The organism is Nocardia sp. NPDC056564, from assembly GCF_042793755.1.
GTDB lineage: Bacteria > Actinomycetota > Actinomycetes > Mycobacteriales > Mycobacteriaceae > Nocardia.
This window is the reverse complement of sequence record NZ_JBHTUR010000004.1, coordinates 338,602-357,741: the sequence shown is the minus strand read 5'-3', so window position 1 is coordinate 357,741 and position 19,140 is coordinate 338,602. Positions and strand designations below refer to the sequence as shown.

18 protein-coding genes are annotated in these 19,140 nt (G+C 68.6%); 5 read left to right on the top strand and 13 right to left on the bottom strand.

Annotation, left to right across the window (positions count from 1 at the left end; all coding sequences use genetic code 11):
• Positions 1 to 28: 28 nt before the first annotated feature.
• On the top strand, positions 29 to 865 hold the full coding sequence (locus tag ACFQ9K_RS13030) for an SDR family NAD(P)-dependent oxidoreductase (RefSeq protein ID WP_378714328.1): 837 nt from the start codon (positions 29 to 31) through the stop codon (positions 863 to 865).
• Here the strand turns inward: ACFQ9K_RS13030 and ACFQ9K_RS13025 are convergent, their stop codons facing one another.
• The 5 genes from ACFQ9K_RS13025 to ACFQ9K_RS13005 form a co-directional block, all read right to left on the bottom strand.
• Positions 866 to 1,639, bottom strand: coding sequence for an SDR family NAD(P)-dependent oxidoreductase (locus ACFQ9K_RS13025; protein WP_378714326.1), 774 nt, complete (start codon positions 1,637 to 1,639; stop codon positions 866 to 868).
• Positions 1,626 to 2,417: a 2OG-Fe(II) oxygenase family protein gene (locus ACFQ9K_RS13020; RefSeq protein ID WP_378714324.1), complete on the bottom strand. Its 792-nt coding sequence runs from the start codon at positions 2,415 to 2,417 to the stop codon at positions 1,626 to 1,628. Before ACFQ9K_RS13020 ends, ACFQ9K_RS13025 begins: the two co-directional genes overlap by 14 nt.
• A 119-nt stretch (positions 2,418 to 2,536) precedes the next feature.
• Entirely contained in the window at positions 2,537 to 2,926 is a 390-nt protein-coding gene (locus tag ACFQ9K_RS13015; protein ID WP_378714322.1) for a hypothetical protein, read from the bottom strand.
• A gap of 22 nt (positions 2,927 to 2,948) precedes the next feature.
• Entirely contained in the window at positions 2,949 to 4,598 is a 1,650-nt protein-coding gene (locus ACFQ9K_RS13010; RefSeq protein ID WP_378714320.1) for a flavin-containing monooxygenase, read from the bottom strand.
• A 116-nt stretch (positions 4,599 to 4,714) separates the two neighbouring features.
• Positions 4,715 to 6,205, bottom strand: a complete 1,491-nt coding sequence (locus ACFQ9K_RS13005; protein WP_378714318.1) for an ABC1 kinase family protein — start codon at positions 6,203 to 6,205, stop codon at positions 4,715 to 4,717.
• 106 nt (positions 6,206 to 6,311) lie between these two features.
• Between ACFQ9K_RS13005 and ACFQ9K_RS13000 the strand changes: the two genes are divergently transcribed.
• Complete coding sequence (locus ACFQ9K_RS13000; protein ID WP_378714317.1) at positions 6,312 to 7,088, top strand: GntR family transcriptional regulator; 777 nt, start codon at positions 6,312 to 6,314, stop codon at positions 7,086 to 7,088.
• Positions 7,089 to 7,225: 137 nt separating this feature from the next.
• Positions 7,226 to 8,563, top strand: a complete 1,338-nt coding sequence (locus ACFQ9K_RS12995; protein WP_378714315.1) for an ABC1 kinase family protein — start codon at positions 7,226 to 7,228, stop codon at positions 8,561 to 8,563.
• 53 nt (positions 8,564 to 8,616) lie between these two features.
• Here ACFQ9K_RS12995 and ACFQ9K_RS12990 read toward each other — a convergent pair whose 3' ends face one another.
• Positions 8,617 to 8,763, bottom strand: coding sequence for a hypothetical protein (locus ACFQ9K_RS12990; protein WP_378714314.1), 147 nt, complete (start codon positions 8,761 to 8,763; stop codon positions 8,617 to 8,619).
• 43 nt (positions 8,764 to 8,806) lie between these two features.
• On the bottom strand, positions 8,807 to 9,403 hold the full coding sequence (locus tag ACFQ9K_RS12985) for an SRPBCC family protein (RefSeq protein ID WP_378714311.1): 597 nt from the start codon (positions 9,401 to 9,403) through the stop codon (positions 8,807 to 8,809).
• Positions 9,404 to 9,533: 130 nt separating this feature from the next.
• On the opposite strand from ACFQ9K_RS12985, the gene ACFQ9K_RS12980 reads away from it, so the two are divergent.
• Positions 9,534 to 10,502: a DUF5996 family protein gene (locus ACFQ9K_RS12980; protein WP_378714309.1), complete on the top strand. Its 969-nt coding sequence runs from the start codon at positions 9,534 to 9,536 to the stop codon at positions 10,500 to 10,502.
• Between the two features lies 1 nt (position 10,503).
• Here the strand turns inward: ACFQ9K_RS12980 and ACFQ9K_RS12975 are convergent, their stop codons facing one another.
• The 6 genes from ACFQ9K_RS12975 to ACFQ9K_RS12950 form a co-directional block, all read right to left on the bottom strand.
• Entirely contained in the window at positions 10,504 to 11,628 is a 1,125-nt protein-coding gene (locus tag ACFQ9K_RS12975; protein ID WP_378714307.1) for an NAD(P)H-dependent flavin oxidoreductase, read from the bottom strand.
• A 229-nt stretch (positions 11,629 to 11,857) separates the two neighbouring features.
• Positions 11,858 to 13,213 carry a wax ester/triacylglycerol synthase family O-acyltransferase gene (locus tag ACFQ9K_RS12970; RefSeq protein WP_378714305.1) on the bottom strand — a complete coding sequence of 452 codons (1,356 nt, stop codon included), beginning with the start codon at positions 13,211 to 13,213 and terminating at the stop codon, positions 11,858 to 11,860.
• 133 nt (positions 13,214 to 13,346) lie between these two features.
• Positions 13,347 to 14,000, bottom strand: coding sequence for a class I SAM-dependent DNA methyltransferase (locus ACFQ9K_RS12965; protein ID WP_378714303.1), 654 nt, complete (start codon positions 13,998 to 14,000; stop codon positions 13,347 to 13,349).
• A 72-nt stretch (positions 14,001 to 14,072) separates the two neighbouring features.
• On the bottom strand, positions 14,073 to 15,065 hold the full coding sequence (locus tag ACFQ9K_RS12960; RefSeq protein WP_378714302.1) for a DMT family transporter: 993 nt from the start codon (positions 15,063 to 15,065) through the stop codon (positions 14,073 to 14,075).
• A gap of 178 nt (positions 15,066 to 15,243) precedes the next feature.
• Positions 15,244 to 15,978 carry an arginase family protein gene (locus ACFQ9K_RS12955; protein ID WP_378714301.1) on the bottom strand — a complete coding sequence of 245 codons (735 nt, stop codon included), beginning with the start codon at positions 15,976 to 15,978 and terminating at the stop codon, positions 15,244 to 15,246.
• A 169-nt stretch (positions 15,979 to 16,147) separates the two neighbouring features.
• The gene (locus ACFQ9K_RS12950) at positions 16,148 to 17,740 is read right to left on the bottom strand and encodes a cutinase family protein (protein WP_378714300.1); all 1,593 of its coding nucleotides are present in this window, start codon (positions 17,738 to 17,740) and stop codon (positions 16,148 to 16,150) included.
• A 309-nt stretch (positions 17,741 to 18,049) separates the two neighbouring features.
• On the opposite strand from ACFQ9K_RS12950, the gene ACFQ9K_RS12945 reads away from it, so the two are divergent.
• Positions 18,050 to 18,925 carry a DUF2268 domain-containing protein gene (locus ACFQ9K_RS12945; RefSeq protein WP_378714299.1) on the top strand — a complete coding sequence of 292 codons (876 nt, stop codon included), beginning with the start codon at positions 18,050 to 18,052 and terminating at the stop codon, positions 18,923 to 18,925.
• Positions 18,926 to 19,140 lie beyond the last annotated feature (215 nt).

Below are 19,140 nucleotides of genomic sequence, written 5' to 3'. Positions count from 1 at the left end.
ACGCGCAGGCTGGGAACAGGAGACAGGAATGGCTGTGCAGGCCCAGGATCTGACCGGGAAGACCATGGTGGTGACCGGCGCGAGCTCCGGCATCGGCGCCGAGGCGGCCGCGACGCTGGTGGCGCGGGGCGCCACCGTCGCGGTGGTCGGCCGGTCGCCGGAACGAACGGCGGAGGTGGCGGCCAAGGCGGGGGCCGAGCCGTTCCTCGCCGACTTCGCCCGCTTCGACGAGGTGCGCAAGCTCGCGGGCCAACTGCTCGACCGCTACCCGCGCATCGACGTGCTCGCCAACAACGCGGGCGGCTCCTGGCCCAAGCGCACCGCCACCGCCGACGGCAACGAGCTGACTTTCCAGGTCAACCACCTGTCCCCGTTCCTGCTGACCACCCTGCTGCTCGACCGGCTGGTGCAGTCGCAGGCCAGGGTGATCAACACGGCGAGCATGACCTACCGGATGGCCAGGCTGAACCTGGACACCGTCAACGCGACCACCGGTTCGTTCAACCAGATGGGCGCCTACGCCGCGTCGAAGCTAGCGAACATCCTGTTCACCAGGGAACTAGCGCGCCGCACCGAGGGCACCGGGTTGACCACCGCGGCCTTCCATCCGGGTGCGGTCGCCACTCACGTGTACGACCACGCGCCGCTCGGCCTCGGCCGGCTCATCCGCTCGCCGCTGGCCAGGCCGTTCTTCATCCGGCCGGATCGGGGCTCGGAACCGTTGGTGCACCTGGCGACCACGTCGGCGGAGATCAACGGGTTGTACTTCCACCGCTTCAAGCTGGAGCCGCCGAGCAACCGGCAGGCGGTGGACCCCGCGCTCGCCCAACAGCTGTGGGAGCTGTCCGAGCGGATCACCGGGTAGCTACCGGTCGGCCTCGGCGAGCCGATCGTGGTGGGCGTTGTCCGCCGCGCTCGGTTCCGGCCCGACGCCGAACACACCGCCGTTGAAGTCGTTCCCGTCGAGTTCGACGATCGCCTGCGCCACCTGCTCGGTGGACACCAGCGCGGGAAAGCTGGTCGGCGCGATGGCATTCGCGCGCACCCCGAACTCGGCGAACTCGTCGGCGGTGTTGCGGGTCAGCTGGTTGAGCGCGGCCTTCGACGCCGAGTACAGCGTCTGTCCCGGGTACACCTCCGAGCCGGAGATGCTGGAGACGTTGACGATGTTGCGGTTCGCCGCGCGATTCTCCGCACCGTTGTGCAGCCAGAACCGCTGCGCCAGCCGCGCCGAAAGCCGCAGCGGCACGCCGACATTCAGGGTGAAATGCGGATCGAACTGCTCCAGCGCGGCGTCGCCGTCGACGATGCCGCGCGGTTGCAGTTGAACGTGCGCGGCATTGTTGACCAGCAGGTCGACCTTGCCGAACTTGGCCAGCGCGAGGTCGACCACCCGCTCCACCTCGCCCGGCGCGGTGAGGTCGGCGCGGATCACGAAGACCCGCGAATTGTTCTCCGGCACCGGCCCTTTCGGGTCGAGCGGATCGACGAACCACTCCAGCTGCGACGGCACCGCAGGCGTGCGGGTGCGGCAGACCGCGACGATGTCGTAGTCGGTGTAATAGGAGCGGCAGAACACGTTGCCGAGCGTCCCGCCCGCGCCCGTGATCAGGCAGACCCGGCGTTCACCAGTAGACAATGCGATCCCCTCCCCAGCGCTCCAGCGCCTCGTCCTTGGTCCGGTGTGCCCACATGACCACGCTGTTGCGGTCCTTGGTGTTGCCGCCGGCGAAGGTGTGCCAGGTGCGCGGCGTCACCTCGAACAGGATCAGCGAATTGTCCAGCGGTGGAACCAGGGTGAGCTCCGGCAGCTTCTCGCCGTCGGCGACGTTGTCGTAGAGCGCCGTCTCGCCGCCGTCACCCGGCTGCCAGCCGGGGTTGCCGAAATAGAACAGCACCGCCACCGCGCGGATCGTTTCGCGGGCGACCACGCCGTCGGCGCGTGCGCCGGTCTTGGTGTCCACCGTGCCGTCCGGCAGCCGGACTTCGCCGGGTCCCGGTGGCTCACCGGGGAACCACGCGGGATTGAGATCGTTGTGCGGCCATCCGTACGGCGCGCCCGGCGCGTGATGGTGCACCGAGCCCTCGACGTCGCCGGTCCCGGTGACGCCCGCGATCCCGGTGATCAGGTCGTGCCAGTCGCGGGAGGTGAAGACCGAGAGCGAGGTGTCGGCCAGATCGGCGAGCCGGATGCCGACCGCGCTGTAGTTCGTCGCCACCTGCCCGAACAATTCCGGCCGGTCGCGCCGCACCCGGGCCAGGTCGTCGGTCATCCGCTGGTAGTACTCGGGCACGAACACATCCCGGGCGTACACGTGCGGGAACGGCTGACTGCGGCGGATCCACCGCCGGTGCGCGAACAGATCCGCGAATCGCTCCGGCCGCGCCTGCGTCTGCGGCATCGACTCGATGGTCACACCACTCCCTCCCGTCGCACCTCTGGCGATCATATTGCCCGGTCATCGTTGCGCGCAGGTGGTGTTCGTTTTGTGCGCGGGCGTCGGGGCAGAGGTGCGAACGGGCGGGTCCGGCGCGACTACCAGCCGCCCGCCCCGGATTCGCCGGCCGGCCGCGCACCGGACAGGCGCGCGGCGAGGAACGCGAGGTAGGCGATGAAGCCGACCGATCCGATCGGGCGGCTGCGCCGGAAGGTGATCGCCAGGCCCAGCACCATCTCGGTGAATCCGTTGCGGTAGGTCCAGCGCCGGGTGGCGTGCGGAAAGGCGCGCGCGGTGAGCGGATCGAAGGCCCGCGGCGCGGTGAAATGCGCCGCCCCGGTCCCGGCCAGCCCGAGCCCGAAGGCCCGCGCCCGCGCGCTGTCCGGAGTCCGCGCGGTGCGCACCACGGGGTGTTGCGGCGGTTTGCCCGCCGCGAGCGCCCGAGCGGCCCTGCGCCGCCTGCGACGGCCGATGATTCTGCTGCCCATGATGTCTCTCCTCGGTGGGGCGCTAGGTGCGGACGCTCAGCCTGCGGCTGCGGAAGAACTCGGCCAGGTCGTCAGCGGTGATCGCGTCCGGGCGGCCGGACTCGCTGCCGCCGGTGTACGTGGCCGAGGTATCGCCCGCCGTTCTGCTGAATGTGTAGTGGTCGAACGGGAAGTGCTTGTTGCCCCACCACATTTCGTGGTGCGTACTCGGCCGGATGGCCGCCGGGTCGCCCTGATAGTTGACGTAGTAGGTGTTGGAACCGGCGCACGCGTCCGACAGCCACATCGTCTGCGAACCGCGCCGCACGCACTGCCGGTGGTAGGCCTCGTGCGGCTCCTGCTTGATCTCCACCGCGGTGGCGCCGCGCCTGCGCGCCTCCTTGATCGCCCGCGCCGCGTGCCGGGTGGTGCACTCGATCATCGCGAGATAGGAGCCGGCCGCGAAACCGTACGGGCCGGTGATCAGGAACAGATTCGGGAACTTCGGCACCGTCACGCCCTGATAGGCCTGGTAGCGGTGGCGATCCCAGAACTCGCCGAGTTCCAGGCCGTCCCGGCCGTACAGCGGGTACGGCGGCGTGTAGCCCTTGTCCATCACCCGGAATCCGGTGGCGCACACCAGCACATCGGCCGTGCGCCGCACGCCGTCCGCGGTGACCACACCCGTCTCGGTGACCTCCCTGATCGGGTCGGTGACCAGTTCGACGTGCTCCCTGGTGAAGGTGCGCAGGTACCGGTTCGACACCGAGGGCCGCTTGCAGCCCGGCGCGTAGTCCGGCGTCAACCGTTGGGCCAGTTCGGCATTCCCCGGCAGCTGGGCCCGATACAGCGCCCCGCCGCCGCGCTGGGCGAGCTTGACCGCGCCTGGTATCCGGCGGTGGAACACCCCGACACCGGAGATGCCGAAATCGATGCCGAGCGTCACCGCGGCGCGCAGCACCCGGCGCAGCGGACCCACATTGACCATGATGTGCTTCGCGAACGCCGGAATCGGGAAGTCCGGCTTCGGCGCGACCCAGATCGGTCGGCGCTGGAACACCGTGAGCTTCGCCGCGATATCGGCCATCTCCGGAATCAGTTGCAGCGCAGTCGCTCCGGTGCCGATGACCGCGATTCGCTTGCCCGCGTAGTCGAAGTCGTGATCCCACTTCGCGGTGTGCACGATCTTGCCGCCGAACGTGTCGATGCCCGCGATATCGGGCATCTTCGGCACCTCCAGGCCGCCGACGGCGCCGACGACGAACCGCGAGGTGACTTCCTGGCCGGTGTCGAGCTTGCCGCGCCAGAGGTGGTGTCGTTCGTCCCACTCACCGCCGACCACCTTGGTGTTCAGCAGGATTCGCGGCCGCAACCCGTACCTGTCGACCACCTGATCGGCATACGCCTTCACCTCGGCGCCCGGCGCGAACATCCGCGACCACACCTGCGGCGGCTCGTAGGAGAAGCTGTAGTACACCGACGGAATGTCCACCGCCACACCGGGATAGGTGTTCGCCTGCCAGGTGCCGCCGATGTCGCTGTTCTTGTCGACGATCAGGAAGTTGTGAATTCCGGCCCGGCGGAGTTCGACGCCCATCCCGATGCCGCCGAAGCCGGCGCCGATGACGACGACCTCGAAATCGGGCTGCTCGATCGAACGCGAATGCGCCGCCTGCGCAGGTGCTATCGACACGGTGTACCTCCGTTGGTAGGGCTACAGGCGACGATAGCACTGTCTGGGACAGATTGGCCAGGGTTGCCGCACCCGGAGAAACCGCAGGTGGTTGCGGGTTCGTGGGGGTCGGTGGGTCAGCCGACCGACATCTGGCGGTCCTGCTCGTCGGCCCGCCGTTTGCGCACCGCGGCCAGGTCCACCGGACGATCCGGGTCCGGATCCTCGATGGCGCCGAGCGCCTCGGCGAGCACCGGTAGCCAGCGCAGGATCTCGTCCCGGTAGGGCCCCTCGGTCTCCAGCTGGCTCAGCACGCCGACCAGGGTGAGCACGGCCCTGGCGAACGGGGTGAAGTAGGCGGGCATGGTCATCTCGCGGATGACGTTCGACAGCCGCGGATTCGTGGTGCGCAGCACCTGCCTGCGCAGCCACGGCGTCGTCATGCGATAGGTCGAATGCTTGAACGGTTCACTGCACGGCTCGACCGCCGCGTACAGCGCTTCGGTATCGAAGGTGCGCCCGGATGCCACGAAGCCGTGCCGCCTGGTCGCGGCCGCCAGCTCGGACGGGCCGCCCGCGCTGAAGAAGACTTTGCAATAGTCCAGCGCCAGTTCGTCGAAGCCCTCCGGCGGCCACGGGCAGCAGGCGCCGAAGTCGACCACGCCGAGCCGCCCGTCCGGCAGCACGCGGAAGTTGCCGGGATGCGGGTCGGCGTAGAGCAGCCCGTGCAGGCCCCAGCCCGAGGTGATGAACCGGAGCATGAGCATGCCGACCCGGTCCCGCTCGGCCTGCGCGCCGGCGGCCACGATGCGGGTGACCGGGGTGCCCTCGACCCACTCGGTGATCAACACGTCGCCGCGCTGGGCGATCACCTGGGGAATATAGAAGTCCGGGTCGCCGGCGTAGGCGGCGGCGAAGGTGCGCTGGTATTCGGCCTCGGCGGCGTAGTCGAGTTCCTCGCGGACGCTGTCGCAGATCGCCTCGGTGACCGCCTTGACGTCGGCGCCGGGCAGGAAGACCGTGGCCAGCAGCGAGATCCGGCGCAGCTGCTCCAGGTCGGCCTCGACGGCCTGACGGCCACCGGGATACATCACCTTGACCGCGACCTGCCTGCCGTCGTGCCACACCGCGCGGTGCACCTGGCCGAGCGAGGCGGCCGCGGCCCGGCGATCGTCGAATTCCTGGAACTGCGCGCGCCAGTCCTCGCCCATGCTGGCCGCGATCGCCTCGTGCACGGTGCCGGGCAGCATGATCGGCGCCGCGTCCTGTAGCCGGCTCAGGGCGATCCGGTAGGGCTCGGCGATCTCCGGCGGCAGCGCCAACTCGTAAATGGCAAGCAGCTGACCGAGTTTCGCGGCGCAGCCCTTCAACTCGCCGAGCACCTCGAACATGTGCTGCGCGGTGCGCAACTGGATGTCCCGATTGACTTCTTCGGACGATCTGCCGAGCGCCCGTTTGCCGACGCCCGCGGCCTGCCGTCCGGCGAAGGCCAGCGGCAGCGCGGCCAGCTTGGCATTGCGAACAGAGGCGCGAACTGGGGGTTTGCCGTCGGACCTCGACGCGAACAGGCGGGATCGCCTGCCCGTTGAACCCTCGCCAGAACTGTCGCCGCTGCGCCGGATAGCCATGACTCACCTCACACTGTGCGCGGACCAGTGTTGCACACGTGCAGTCTGGCACAGTAGGGCTTAGACTGTCTGGGACGTAAACTAACGTAGTCGAAAGGTGACTTCGATGGGATCCCAGACGGTAGTCGCCGACGTTGCCGATGAGTTGGCACGCCGGGTTGCCGCGGGGGAGTATCAGCCGGGGGATCTCATGCCGTCCGTGCGCCAGGTGGCCGAAGAGTTCGATATGAACCGGGCGACCGCGCAGCTGACGCTGGGCAGGCTGGAAACGAACGGATTCGTCGAGGCGCGCCGCGGTAAGGGCTTCACCATCCGCGACGTCCGCGAGGCCGGTGGCGTCGACGTGTATCGGCAGCTGTTCCGCTTCTCGATTCCGATGCCGGACATCGCGATCGAGATGTTCCGCGACATCGTCGATGTCGAGCGCGGCATCGTGATGGAGACGCTGCTCGCCTACACGGGCAGCGATCAGGCGATCGATCAGGCGGTGCTCAAGGCCGAGATCGACAAGCTCGAAGCCATTGCCCGCCAAGACGATCCGGACCTGCGCCAGATCCTGGCGATCGAGGTCGGCCTGGTTCGTACCCTGCTGACCGCGCTCGGGCTCACCATGCAGCGGGCGATCATGAACTCGATCGGCGAGATGGTGCTCGAGGTGCCGGAGGCGGTCGAGGCCTTCTTCGCCGGCGCACCGGACCTGCACGTGCTGGTCTGGCGGGCGCTGGCGGCGGTGTGGGACTCCGGTTCCGGGCCGTCCGACGCCCAGGTGGCGCTGTTCGAGGATCTGTTCGGGATGTACCACGAGCGGGTCGTGCTTCGCTTCGACGAGCTGGTCGGGGCATCCCCCGAGCAAGCCGACGCCGAGCACGCCGCCACCGCCTGACACTCCGCCGCACGCTTCCCGGTTCGGCATTCGGCGCTGTCGCGCGCACCGAATTCGGCTCGAGGTGGCGTAGCGCCCCATTGCCTCACTGTCTCAGACGGAATAGGCTGGGCGCTACGCAGCGAAGCGAGGTAGCCATGGCAGGCAGCAGGCGTAAGGGATTGGCGCGGTCGGCGAAACTGGCCGGACTGCCGATGGGCATCATGGCCCGCCGGGTCACCGCCACCGGTCGCGCGATCATGACCGGGACCCCGCGCGGCGAACTCGATGACGAGCTCATCGACAAGGCCGCGGATCAGATGTTCGCGGTGCTGGGCGAGCTCAAGGGCGGGGCGATGAAGCTCGGCCAGGCGCTGAGCGTGGCCGAGGCCGGCATTCCGCCGCGGTTCGCGGACCGCTATCGCGACGCGCTGACCCGGTTGCAGTCCCAGGCGCCGCCGATGCCGGCGAGTTCGGTGCGGCGCATGCTGGCCGAACAGCTCGGCAGCCGGTGGCGCGAGCGCTTCACCGAGTTCGACGACCAGCCGGTCGCCGCGGCGAGCATCGGGCAGGTGCACCGCGCGGTGTGGCGGGACGGCCGGACCGTCGCGGTGAAGGTGCAGTATCCCGGCGCCGACACGGCGCTCATGTCGGACCTGAAGATGCTCCAGATGTTTTCCGGCGCTTTCGGTCTCGTGCTGCCCGGCGCGGACGCCAAGGCCTTGATCGCCGAGTTCATCGACCGTACCGCCGACGAACTCGACTATCGGATCGAGGCGGATCACCAGCGGCGTTTCGCGCAGGCGTTCGCCGGCGACCCGGACTTCCAGGTGCCGAGGGTGATCGCGAGTGCGCCGAAAGTGCTGGTCTCCGAATGGATGCAGGCCACCCCGCTGGCCGGGATCATCGTCGACGGCACCAGGGCGCAGCGCGACCGGGCGGGCCGGCTGCTCGTCGAATTCGCCCTGTCCTCGCCGGTCCGGGCCGGCTACCTGCACTGCGACCCGCATCCGGGAAACTTCCAGCTGCTCGCGGACGGGCGCCTCGGGATCATCGACTTCGGCGCGTCCATCGCGTTGCCCGCGGGGATTCCGGTGGTGATCGGCGAGCTGGCCCGCTGCGCGATGCGGGAAGACTACGAGCGGCTGGCAATCCTGCTGCGGGACAATGGTTTCGTCCAGCCGGGCCACGCGCTCGAGCTCGCTCCCATCGAGCGACTGGTCGCGCCGATCGTGGCGCAGCTCAATGGCGACAGCGTGCGCATCAGCCGAGAACTGTTGCAGGGGCACACCGCTCGCGCGCTCGATCCGAAGAACGTGTCGCTGACCAACACCAGGGCGGTGCGGGCGCCGGCCGAGATTCCGGAGCTCGCCATGCTCGGCCGGGTCTTCGCCGGCGTCGTCGGGGTGTGCGCCCAGCTCGACGCCGAGGGTCCGTTCGTCGAGCTGGTCGCCCGCTGGCTGCCGGGTTTCGGCGAAGACGGCGCTGCCGCCTGACCATCCCGGTGGGGTGAGATCGGTTCCGCCGCAATCGGATCGGCGGACCGGGGTCAGTGATGGACGGCAGCGGAAGCGGCGATGACCAGCCCGGCCACGATCAGCACGGCCAGCGCCGCGAGGATCACCAGATCCCGGCGCGCGGGCGCGTCCGAGCGCACCAGGTTCGGGCACTCGGGGGACTCGTGTGCCGAGTCCACACAGCGACGATTCGCGCACGGGTACATGCCACCTCCGGATGAATCAGATGCGAGTGCTGAGCCCGCGCAGACTCCATCGTGCCACCGGCCGCGCCAGTGGGGCGAACATCTGTACCGGCAGCAGTCGGCCGAAACGCGGCTGCACGGCGAGTGTCCAGGTGAGCGTGGTCGCGCCGGAATCCGTTGTGCTGAGGACGTATTCCTCGGCGATCGACTTCATCACGAACGGCACCGACGATTTGGTCGCGGTCAGCGCGAGCCGGTGCCCCGCGTCCCTGGTGATCACCTGCTCCTCGCCCGCGACGAGCAGGCCGTCGAAGACCCGCGTCGACCCGACGTCGCGCGCACCGTCGCGGTAGCGCATGCCGTTGATCAGCGGCAGCCAGGAGAACAGTCCGTTCGTGTCGAGCGCGGCCCAGACCTCAGCGGGTTCGGCGTCGAACGTCTGCTCGGCGGTGACCACGAACGCGGCCCGGTCGTCGACGAACGCACGCAACGTGCCCGCCTCGATCGGCTTCAGTGGATGGCCGCCGCCCGCGAGCAGGGCCTTGGCCCAGCGCCGCGAGACGATCAGCGTCACCAGGCCGGCGATCCCGCCGACCGCGATCACTATCCCGATGATGGTGAGAAAGGTTGTCATCCAGTCACTTCCGTCTGTTGCCCGTCCCGCACCCGATCGAGCGTGACCGGCACAGCATACACTGTCTCAGACAGTTGGATCGGACGGCCGATCCGAGATATCACGGACCAGGCGGCGTACCGTTTCGTCCATGACCGTCTCATTCGAGCCGCTGCCCGCGATCCCGCTGGAATCCTGGCGACCGACCAAGGAGACACTGCACCGTTTCGCCCAGATCGTGGGCAAGGTGGCGCTGACCAAGGGCGTGCGGCGCAACCACTGGTGGCACATGACCTACCGGCTCACCGCGCGCGGCTGGACCACGGTCCCGCTCGGTTCCGCCCGGAACGGACCGGTGTTCACCTGCGCGTTCGACTTCTTCGATCACGTGCTGCGGATCGCGACGGATCTGGGCACGCAGGTCGAGATCGACCTCATCGATCAATCGGTGGCGACCTTCTACGGCGACGTGATGAACGGCCTGCGCGACCTCGACATCGAGGTCGTGCTCGCCCATCCGCACCCGTTCGACCTCCCCGACGCGCAGCGCCCGTTCGAGGACGACGACGAACACCGGGACTACGACCCGGATAAGGCGCGCCACGCCTTTCGAGTGCAGAGCCAGGTCGGACGGATACTCGAGGAGTTCAGCGCGACCTACTCCGGCAAGATCAGCCCGGTCCAATTGTTCTGGCACACCTTCGATATCGCGGTACAGCGATTCTCGCCGCGGCACATCGAAATGCCCGGCACGGTGGATTCGGTGACCCGCGAGGCCTACTCCCGCGAGGTGATCAGCTCCGGATTCTGGTTCGGCGACGACAAGGTGCCCGAGCCGACCTTCTACTCCTACACCGCACCCGAACCGGCCGGCCTGGCCGAACGCGCGCTGACCCCGGCGGAGGCGCACTGGGTCGCGTCCGGAGCGGGTCACTCGGCGTACTACGCGTATGACGCCGCCCGCCGGACCGCCGATCCGGTGGGCGCCGCCCTCGAGTTCTTCCAGTCCGTCTACGCGAACGGCGCCGAGCTGGCCGGATGGGACACCGACCAGCTCGCCTGCTGGGGCGGCATCACCGACCCGGTGCTGAAGCGCGGCGCCGCGCCCTGGCCGGGCTGAGCTACAGCCCGCCGTTGAGCTTGTTGAGCCGATCGCAGGCCTCGACGTACTCCTGGATCAGCCGGTTCACCACGTCGGCGGACCGCTCGACCTTGGTCATCATGCCGACCACCTGGCCGACCGGATTGAAGTTCACGTCCTTGGCCGCCTCCGGGTAGCGGTGACCGCGTTTGACGCCGTCCAGCGCGACCATCATCTGCAACGGCATGGGCAGCGGGTCCGGGGTGTCGGCCTGCTCCCAGGCATCGGTCCAGTCGTTGCGCAGCATCCGGCACGGCTTGCCGGTCCACGAGCGCGAGCGCACCGTGTCGTGGCTGGACGCCTCGATGTAGGTCTGCATCTGTGCGGGCGGCACATTGGCCTCCTCGACGGTCAGCCACAGCGAGCCGGTCCACGCACCCGCCGCGCCCATCGCCATCGCCGCCGCGACCTGGCGGCCGTTGCCGACCCCGCCGGCCGCGAGCACCGGCAGGTCGCCGACCGCGTCGATCACCTGCGGCCACAGCACCAGCGACGAGATCTCGCCGCAGTGCCCGCCGCCCTCGGTGCCCTGACAGACGACGAAGTCCAGGCCGGCGTTCTTGTGATTGAGCGCGTGCTTCACCGAGCCGCACAGCGCGCCGATCAGCCGGCCGGAGTCCTGCACCTGCTTGATCACGTCGTCCGGCGGGGTGCCGAGGGCGTTGGCGACCAGCTTGGCCTTCGGGTGCCGCAGGATCACCTCGACCTGCGGGGCCGCGGTGGTCGCGGTCCAGCCGAGCAGCTGGTTGTGCCGCTCGCCGTCGGGCAGCGCGGGCACGCCGTGGTCGGCCAGGATCTTCTCCGCGAAATCCCGGTGGCCGTGCGGAACCAGTTCCGCCAGCTTGCTTTCCAGCTCGTCCGGGGTGAGGCCGTCGATGCCCTTGCCCTCGTACTTGCTGGGGATCACCAGGTCGACGCCGTACACGCCGTGTACGTGTTCGTCGAGCCAGGCGAGCTCGACCTCCAGCTCCTCGGCGGTGAAGCCGACCGCACCGAGCACGCCGAGACCGCCGGCATTGCTGACCGCGGCCGCCACGTCGCGGCAGTGGGTGAACGCGAAGATGGGGAATTCGATCCCGAGCCGTTCGCAGATTTCGGTACGCATGGCGTGCTGGTCTCCCTCGCCGCCGCGCCGCCGCGAACGACGATCGGCAGCTTGTCCTAGAACGAGTTACATAGATGTCCGCGGTGCGCGCCGGAGCATGCTCGGCCCCCGACCCGTCGAATTCGCCGCGAGCCGCAGAGATCGCCAGGACACGGCCGCGGCGGACTCGACTGGTCGGTGCACCATTATCCGACAGTAACACGTTCTAGTTTTGACCGGCAGGGGTCTTTCAGACGGCGGCTTCCTCCAGCTCGCCGAGGGCGGTTTCCAGGTGGTCGAGCAGGCGGGGAAGTTCCGGAACGCTGCGCCGGCAGCCGACCACGCCGAAGTCGAGATTGCCCGCGTTGGTGGTCAGCGTGATGTTCACCGCCTGGCCGTCGAACGGGATGGACATCGGGTAGCTGGCGTCGAGGCGGGCGCCGTTCCAGTACATGGGCTCGCGCGGGCCGGGCACGTTCGAGATGACGATGTTGAACGCCGGATTGGTCAGCGGGATCAGGCCGGGCAGCAGGCTCAGCGCGATCGGGCTGAGCATCAGCGCGGACAACGCCATCGTCTGGAGGCTGGACAGCGAGCTGTAGACGTCCTTGCTCTTGCGCATCGACTCGCTGACCACGCGTAGTCGATCCAGCGGATCGGCGATGTCGGTGCCGAGGTTGCACAGCACCGCGCCGACCTTCACGCCGTTGGTCTCCACGTCGTCGGCCGCGCGCAGCGACATCGGCACCATGGCGATCAACGGCTTGTCCGGCAACGCGTCTCGCTCCGCGAGGTAGGAGCGCAGCGCGCCGGCGGACATGGTGAGCACCACGTCGTTGACGGTCGAGCCGGTCGCCTTCTTCACCTGCTTGATCCGTTCCAGCGGCCAGGACCGGACCACGGCGCGGCGAGCGCCGCCGATCGGCACGTTGAACATGGTGCGCGGCGCCTCGAACGGCATGGTCAGCTGCTGCTGGAGCAGCACCTGGCGGGCGGTGCGCAGCAGGGTCGGCCCGGAAGCGGCCGCGGACAACAGGTTTCGTGCCGCGCCGCGCAGTCCGGATGGGGACTCGGGCGCGGGTTTGCGGGGCGGGCGCGGCAGGTTCCACGGGACCTTCGCCTCGACTGCGTCCGGTTCACTGGTCAGCGTCCGCTGAATGACCCGCTGTGCGGAGACGCCGTCGATCAGGGCGTGGTGCATCTTCGAATACACGGCGAACCGGCCGTCGGCGAGCCCCTCGATGAGGTAGACCTCCCACAGCGGGCGGTGCCGGTCGAGCAGGTTGCTGTGCAGTCGGGACGCGAGTTCGACCAGCTGATCCATCCGGCCAGGACGCGGCAGTGCCAGGCGGCGGACGTGGTAGTCGAGTTCGACGTCGTCCGCCCTGGTCCACGCCATCTGCGGCGCGCCGAACAGGGTGGCCGGGCGTTTCCGGAAGGTCGAGTCGATGTCATTGCAGGACAACAACTTTTCGAAGGTCTGCCCGGCGAAGTCGGGTCCGGCGTCCTCGGGTGCTTCGAACAGCTGCAGCGAGCCGACGTGCATGGGGTGTTCGCGGGATTCGGCGAGCAGGAAGACAGCATCGATGGGTGCTATGAGATCCATGGTGTGGTCGCCCCCTGACGACAGGTGGTGGTGTGTAAGCGAATCGACCACGTTGTCGGGCGGGCCCGCGCGCAGCCATGAATCCTGCGCGACACCACTAAGTTACCTGGTCCGGACGGCCACCGCGTGGTCTTTAGCGAAGCTTTGATGCCAGTAAGTAGGCCTGCTGGAATCGTTCGCCCGGATCCGGCTCCCGGATCATCCGCGTGTGCACCGTGAACCCGGCGTCCCGCAACAGTGCGGCAAGCCGCTCGGGCGACCAGCGGTAGGCGCGAGTCACCTTGTGGTCGAACGCTTCTACCGTGTCGGGTGCGTCGGTCGCGAAGAAGGCCAGTAGCGCGTGCCCTTTCACCTCGAGTACCCGATAGAACTCGGTCAACACCTCCGGCATGCGTTCGGGCGGCAGATGGATGAACGAATACCACGCGATCAGCCCGCGCAGGCCGGCGTCCGCGAGCGCCAGCCGCTCCATCGAACCCACCTCGAAGGACAGCTCCGGATACTGCCGCCGGGCGATGGCGATCATCGCGGGGGACAGATCGATACCGAAGGCGGGCAGGCCGAGCGCGTTCAGGTGTGCGGTGAGTCTTCCTTCGCCACAACCGATGTCGGCCACTCCGCCGGAGCCGCCGGTCGGCAGGAGTTCGGCGAACAGGGACAGCATGGCGCGGTCCTGCGGCTGCCTGGCCAGATGATCCTTGGCGAATTCCGCGTAGACGTCGGCGATGTCGTCGTAGGCGGTGCGGGTGATGTCCACGTCGGCAGGGGCGTTCCGATTTCCAACCACCCCAACATCATCCACAGCACCAGGGTGGGTCGGGGATCGGCCTCGGCGCACCGCGACGATTCGGTCACCGGGTCACGTGTGGTCGCGGACGTCATCGACCAGATCCAACCCGGCGGGCGCGGCGCGATCGTCCTTCTGGCCGCGATCGATCACCTCGCGGGTGATGGTGGCCGCCTCGGGCGCCGCCGGCGTGGTGCACAGGTCCTCCGCCGGCGTCTCGCGGCCGCGGGCGGTGCCGAGGATCGAGCCGAGGATGACGAGCGGGAAGCCGATCGCCATGCCCGCGGTGAGCGGTTCGCCGAGGGCCGCGACGCCGAGCACGATGGCGACCGCCGGGTTGATGTAGGTGATGACGGTCGCGCGGGCCGGGCCGACCTCGGAGATGAGCGCGAAGAACAGCAGGAACGCGGCGGCCGTGCAGATCAGCGCGAGGCCGAGCACCGACAGCGTGGCGTCGGCGGGGTAGCTGTCCGGCCTGCGCAGGGCCGCGAACGGCGCGTAGACCGCCGCGGCGATGATCAGCGACGCGGTCACCACGCCGAGCGGCGGCAGATCGGCCAGCGCCCGGTTGATCACGATCGGGCCGACCGCGTAACCGATGGTGGTCAGCGCGATCGCGCCGAGCGCCGCGGGATTGGACAGATCGATGTCGAGGCCGACCAGCGCGGCCACACCGGCGAAGCCGACCAGCAGCCCGGTGACGCGCCGACGGTCGAAACGGTCCTGGCCGAGCTTGGTCACGATCACCACCGCGATCAACGGCACGGCCGCGATCAGCAACCCGACGGTCGAACTGTTCAGCGTGGTCTCGGCGAATCCGATGAACAACCACGGCCCGACGATCTCCACCGCCGTGTACAACAGCAGCGGCCGCCACCGGCGGAACACCGGCCCCAATGCCTTGGTGTACAGCGCGATCGGCATCAGCACCAGCGCGCCGAGCAGCGTCCGGCCGAACGCGACCACCACCGGGTCGAAGTCCTCCACCGCGATCCGGATCATCGCGTACGGCACGCCCCAGATCACGCCCATCGCGAGGAAGAGCAACCAGCCGCGCCGCGTCATCGCACGACCGCCCGTCGGCACAGAACAATGGGGGAGGTGTGACTAACTGGCATGCTCCACTCGCTTTCGATCAAACGGGAGCTTAGACCGAAGGTCTGATCATCCGACAGATCCACTTTTCGGGGCTTGGACCAGGCCACTTTGCCCGCCCCGCGCCGGGCGTCGGCGATTTTCGGCCTCAGACCGAGTCGACCAGTGAGCGCATGCGGTCGGCGGCGCCTCGATCGTCGCGCCAGGTGCAGGCCAGACCGAACGCCGCGACCCGCCCGGTGTCGACGATGCCGCGGATCGCGGCCGTGACCGAGCGCAGGCTCGGACCGCCGGGCGCGGGGAAGAGCAGGCCGGGCACGTCGCCTGGGTCGACCACATCGCAGTCGAGGTGCAGGTAGAGCGGGCCCTCGGGGAGGTCGCCGAGGTCGCCGACCGTGCGCTGCCGGATGCGGGCCGTGCGCAGGAATTCCACTTCCGGTGGATCGAGGTCGCGGCCGTCGACCAGGATGGCGCGTTCCTCGGGGATGTCGCGCAAGCCGATGCGGTCGGCGATCAGGTGCCTGCCGTAACCGGTGAGCATCCGCAGCGGCATTCCGCCGAGGTAACCGGAGGTAGACGTCTCCAGGGTCTGGACGTCGCCGTGCGCGTCGAACCAGACGATCGACGGGTCGAGCCCCGCGCGTTGCAGTCCGGCGATCACGCCGAGCGAGGTGGTGCAGTCGCCGGACGCGACCACCGCCGGGTGGTCGGCGCGGCGGATGGACGCCGCCACCCGCTCGGCCACCGCGTCGTACAGGACCGCCATGCGTGCCCAGGGATCATCGACGGCCGGGAGTTCGGCGGTGATCACCTCGTCCGGGGTGAGCGGCGCGTCCAGCCCGGGCCGGAGCTCGTCGAGATGGTAGGGCACGAGAAAACGCATGCACCTGAGACTAATTCGGCGGTCGATCGGGAGCACTCGATTATTCGGCGGGCGCTCGCGCCCCGATTCGGCGCCTCGCAGGGTCGTATCCGATGCGCCTGGCGCTGACCTGAACAGCGAAAAGCCCTGCCGGGCACGGGATGTGCCGGGCAGGGCTTTTCGGGTTCGGTCAGCCGACTGTGGCGGTGGTGGTGGTGGCCGGCTTGGTGGTCTCGGTCGGTGCGACCGTGGTCGGAGCCGGGGTGGTTGTCGTCGTGGTGCTGGTGGTGGTCGGCGACGTTGTGGTGGTCGGCGATGGGGTGGTGGTGCTGCTCGTGGTGGGGGCGGCACTGGTGGTGGTCGGGGTGGTGGTCTTCGTGGATGTGGTGGTGGGTGCGGCGGCCTTGTAGGCGGCGGCGAGGTCGGCCTCGGTGGGCTTGGCGGTCGTGTCGACCTTCTTGCCCTGCTGCGCCTGCTGGGCCAGGTGGGTGATCCACGCGGCGGCGTATTCGGCGGAGGTCATCGGCTTGCCGTTGGCCGGGTCGGCGTCGTGCCAGTAGTCGAAGTGGTGACCGGTGTGGTCGGGGCCGAGGGTGAGCTTGTACGGGTCGCTCATGATCACCGGGATGGTGTTCTGGTTGGTCACGATGAGGCCGATGATCTCGTTGAGGATCTTCTGCGGCAGGTAGGCCAGCGGCGACATGGTGTCGGCCGCGATCGCGTCGGCCTTGGCCACCGGCTGCTTCGGCGCCTGGCCCGGCTTGTAGGCCGGGTCGGAAACCTTCAGCAGCACCTGGAGGAAGGTCTCGTCGCTCTTGAGCCAGTTCGGGTTCGACGAGATGTCCGCGAACGCGGCGAGGGCGATACGACCGAGCACGACGGCGACGTCCTGTCCGGTCGCCGGGGTGAGCCCGTCGCGCTCGAGCGCGTCGACATTGATCTGCCTGCCCACGTTCACCACCAGTTGCAGCAGCGAAATGTTCTGCGGGGCAGAGCAAGTCAGGTCACCGTCGGAGCAGAACGAGGCGATCTTGCCGTTCAGCCTGCCGAAATCGCCGCTGGTGCCGGGCAATGCGCCCTGGCCCGGCGTCGGGTTCTTGCCGTTCTGGTAGTTCTGATCGAAACCGTCGGGATGGTTCGGGTCCTTCGCGCCGGGGAACGGCCCGTCGCCCGCGGAGCGACCGGCGTCGGCGAGGATGACCACGCCGACGACCTTGTCCGGGTCGACGATCCCGTACTGGCCGTCCGCACCGGCTTCCTGATGTCCGACCTTCATCGCGACGCGGCGCACCACGTCGGCGCCCTCGCTGTAGCCGACGATGGAGAACTTGGTGTCCGGGCAGGCCTGCGCGATTTCCCGCATGACCTTCTCGGTGTTGGCCGCACCGGCGTTGACCGCGTCCTCGTAGGTGGCCATGTTCGCCGGGTAGGCGATGTAGACGGCGGCGTACGAACCGGGTTCGACGGCGCCTGCGGCCGGATTGACCACCGGGTCGACCCATTCGCTGCTGTGATCGCCGGAGAGCGCGGCGGGCAGTTCGTTGCCGTTGGCGTCTACCAGCAGCTTTGTCGTGCCCTGCCGGGGTGTGTCGTTGCGCCCGGCCACCGAGATGCTGACCATGTCGTGGCACTCGGTCACCGAGGAGGTGAGCTGCGTATCCCTGGTCTGCGGCGACGAGGTCAGCGCGAACGTGGTGGCGACGATCGCCGCGACGCCGAGCGCCGCGGGCGCGGCGACAGCGGAGGCAATACGATGTCGGGCAAAGAACCCGCGAAAATCCATGTCCTGATCCCCATTCCAATTACCGGCATGTTGGACGGGCCTGGCCCCCCGAGGCCATGCGTCACCAGAGACGTCGGAAAAGGGGAGGCGCGCGTTACGCTGCCGAGTCCGAATACGCCGCCCGGCGTGGACCGGTCGCGCCGCGGGAACGGCAATTGCCCCCAGTAACAGGGGCATTGACCATTCCCGATCTACATCCGTTTGAGGTCGGCTTCACCTGGTGAATTACGCCGTAAAGGCAATGGTGCTTTGTTATCTCGCGAAAATCCGTTGACCTTGCCGCTGGGGCAATCACTATCGTGGTCGCTCGTGACGATCACCGTGCTGGACAGCTATACCGAGATGCGCGCCACACTGACCGCGCCGCTCGCCGAACGACCCGGGTTGCTGCGCCGGATGCTCGAGCCGACGGCGGGCATGTACCGCTACTTCCCCGGCACCCCGGACCTGGTGGAGTTGCACCACATGGGCGGCGCGTTCCGGGTGGATCGCGAGGTCGACGGCGCGCTGGCCGGACTCGAGGCGCTGCACGACGCCGGCGCCTGGGATCGGATCGAAGCCGCCATGAACGCGGCGCTGGCAGTCCAGCTGAACGCCACGCCGGACATCGAGGTCCCCGACATCCAGGTGATGCTGGTGCTCGGCGACCACTCCGACCCGCACTTCATGGACGTCGCCCTCGGCGTGACCGGTAGCGGCGGCATCTCCGGGTACGTCTCGCTCACCATCTGGCCGAGCGCGGAGAACCTGGCCCGGCTGGAGTCGACGGCGGTGCACGAGCTGAACCACAACCTGCGCTACAGCACGGTGCGCTGGGATCCGGAGACCGTGACCGTCGGCGAGCACGTGATCAGCGAGGGCCTCGCCGACGCGTTCGCCAGGCACCTGTACGGCGATCTCGGCTACACCCGCATCGGCGTCGCGTCGCTGCACGACGACGCGGTGTACGACAAGGTGGTCGCGGGCCTCGGCGTGCGCGGCATGCAAAACTTCGCCGCCTACGTGCACGGCGACGCGATCGCGGCCCGATTCGGCGGCACCCCCGTGGGATTGCCGACCGGAGCGGGCTATGCCGTCGGAAACCGGCTCGTCGACGCGTATCTCGCGCGCACCGGCCGGCAGGCGCCCGACGTGTTGCTGGTCGACTCGGCCGCGGTCATCGAATTGGCCACGTCGGCCGGCTAGCCGGATGGATTGTCAGGCAACGCTTTCGGCAACGACCCACCATTGATGAAAATCGCGTGTTTACCATTGTCGATCGCAAATCTTTAGCAAAGTTTCCGGCCGGTTCCGCGCCCCCGGTGCCGTTTGCCCGAACCCCGGGTTAATCGTACGTGTCCCGCGGTAGCGCGATACGCTTCTGTTGCAGGCAATAGGTGTTGCACTGGTCATCTCGTGGC

Coding starts and splice junctions, on each gene's coding strand:
- ACFQ9K_RS12970 (WP_378714305.1), bottom strand. CDS start 13,213: ATGGATCTCATAGCACCCATCGATGCTGTCTTCCTGCTCGCCGAATCC.
- ACFQ9K_RS12960 (WP_378714302.1), bottom strand. CDS start 15,065: ATGACGCGGCGCGGCTGGTTGCTCTTCCTCGCGATGGGCGTGATCTGG.
- ACFQ9K_RS12955 (WP_378714301.1), bottom strand. CDS start 15,978: ATGCGTTTTCTCGTGCCCTACCATCTCGACGAGCTCCGGCCCGGGCTG.
- ACFQ9K_RS12975 (WP_378714307.1), bottom strand. CDS start 11,628: ATGCGTACCGAAATCTGCGAACGGCTCGGGATCGAATTCCCCATCTTC.
- ACFQ9K_RS12950 (WP_378714300.1), bottom strand. CDS start 17,740: ATGGATTTTCGCGGGTTCTTTGCCCGACATCGTATTGCCTCCGCTGTC.
- ACFQ9K_RS13005 (WP_378714318.1), bottom strand. CDS start 6,205: ATGGCTATCCGGCGCAGCGGCGACAGTTCTGGCGAGGGTTCAACGGGC.
- ACFQ9K_RS12980 (WP_378714309.1), top strand. CDS start 9,534: ATGACCGTCTCATTCGAGCCGCTGCCCGCGATCCCGCTGGAATCCTGG.
- ACFQ9K_RS12985 (WP_378714311.1), bottom strand. CDS start 9,403: ATGACAACCTTTCTCACCATCATCGGGATAGTGATCGCGGTCGGCGGG.
- ACFQ9K_RS13030 (WP_378714328.1), top strand. CDS start 29: ATGGCTGTGCAGGCCCAGGATCTGACCGGGAAGACCATGGTGGTGACC.
- ACFQ9K_RS13000 (WP_378714317.1), top strand. CDS start 6,312: ATGGGATCCCAGACGGTAGTCGCCGACGTTGCCGATGAGTTGGCACGC.
- ACFQ9K_RS13015 (WP_378714322.1), bottom strand. CDS start 2,926: ATGGGCAGCAGAATCATCGGCCGTCGCAGGCGGCGCAGGGCCGCTCGG.
- ACFQ9K_RS12995 (WP_378714315.1), top strand. CDS start 7,226: ATGGCAGGCAGCAGGCGTAAGGGATTGGCGCGGTCGGCGAAACTGGCC.